The sequence below is a fragment of the Campylobacter concisus genome (assembly GCF_002912425.1).
Classification (GTDB): Bacteria; Campylobacterota; Campylobacteria; order Campylobacterales; family Campylobacteraceae; genus Campylobacter_A; species Campylobacter_A concisus_AH.
In genome coordinates this window covers 1-1,226 of record NZ_POYR01000100.1, presented here as the reverse complement: position 1 = coordinate 1,226, position 1,226 = coordinate 1, and the positions used below count along the sequence as shown (strand labels likewise).

Below are 1,226 nucleotides of genomic sequence, written 5' to 3'. Positions count from 1 at the left end.
TTTTTTATACTTTTTGTGACACAAATTTTAGCTTCAAACTTGCTAACATACAATATCTATGAGCGCACCGACAGGGTCGATATCATGCTTAGCTTTGATGCGCCGTATGAGGGCAATATCTTTCAAAAGCGTGAAAAAGATACGACCTCTTTGATACTAAATTCACTAAGCTACGATCAAAGCGCGAGCAAGGATATAAACTCAAAGATCATTCAAGAGCTTGAGATAGAGCCAAAACAAAACTCTTTGGTCTTAAATTTACGCTCAAACGATGCAATCATCGTAAATGCTTCAAAGACAACTGACAGCTTCGGACTTCGCATCCGCGTAACACTAAAAAACACAAAAACGCAGGTGCAAAATATGCCTCAAGCAAGTGCAAAGATAGAAACTGCTAGCACGCCAAAGACAGAAAATGAACCTATGGTTAATATTGATTCGAGATACTTCATCGTCCTAAGTGTGCTCATCGCGCTTCTTATATTTTTATATGTTTTTAAAAGATATATCACTTCAAAAAGTAGTGACTTTAGCGGGTTTAAAACACCACAAAATCAGCCACAAAACGACACAAAGTCGATGAACTGGCTGCTTAAAAACCAAAATAGCGGCGTCAATATCATCTACGAAAAATATCTTGACCGCACAAACAAGCTAATGCTTCTAAGCTACGAAAATAGACGCTATCTAGTGATAGTTGGCAGCTCAAATGTCATGCTTGATAGCTTTGGCGAAGAGAAGATACAAAATGAGCAGGACTTTGCGGTTTTCTTTGAAGAAAATAAGAAAAAGCTCGGCTCATTTTTACAAGAGCGTCAAAATAGCCTAAATAACTACAAAGATAAAATGAGCGGGGAATTTTAACTTCGCTTTGTTGTGATACTAAAATTTTTTAAACTCTTTTTGTAAATTTTAAAAACAGTTTCATGCCTTGACAAGCAGTTAATCGCTTGCGAAAAAAGTTCAAGCCCCTCCTTTTTTTGTCTCACTCTTGATAAATTTATATTGTGAGCAAAATTTTAAAATTCCATTCACTCGCAAGAATTGGCTACTAAAATTTGGCTTCGCTTACAGCTTAGCTCAAATTTAAGAGCCGAAATTACTCGTTCATGAAATTTTAAAATTTGCTTGACGCTTACCGATATACAATCGCATGTAGTGCGTAGCACTAAAGCATGCCCCTCTAACGTGCGAGGGGTTTGGGGGATTTAAAAAGGGGGATAAGG

At 37.1% G+C, this 1,226-nt stretch carries 1 protein-coding gene; it reads left to right on the top strand.

Translation table 11 applies throughout. From position 1 onward, the window contains the following. The coding region (locus tag CYP84_RS05090; RefSeq protein ID WP_343211048.1) for an excinuclease ABC subunit A at positions 1–864 on the top strand (864 nt) is incomplete at its 5' end. Positions 865–1,226: the final 362 nt, after the last annotated feature.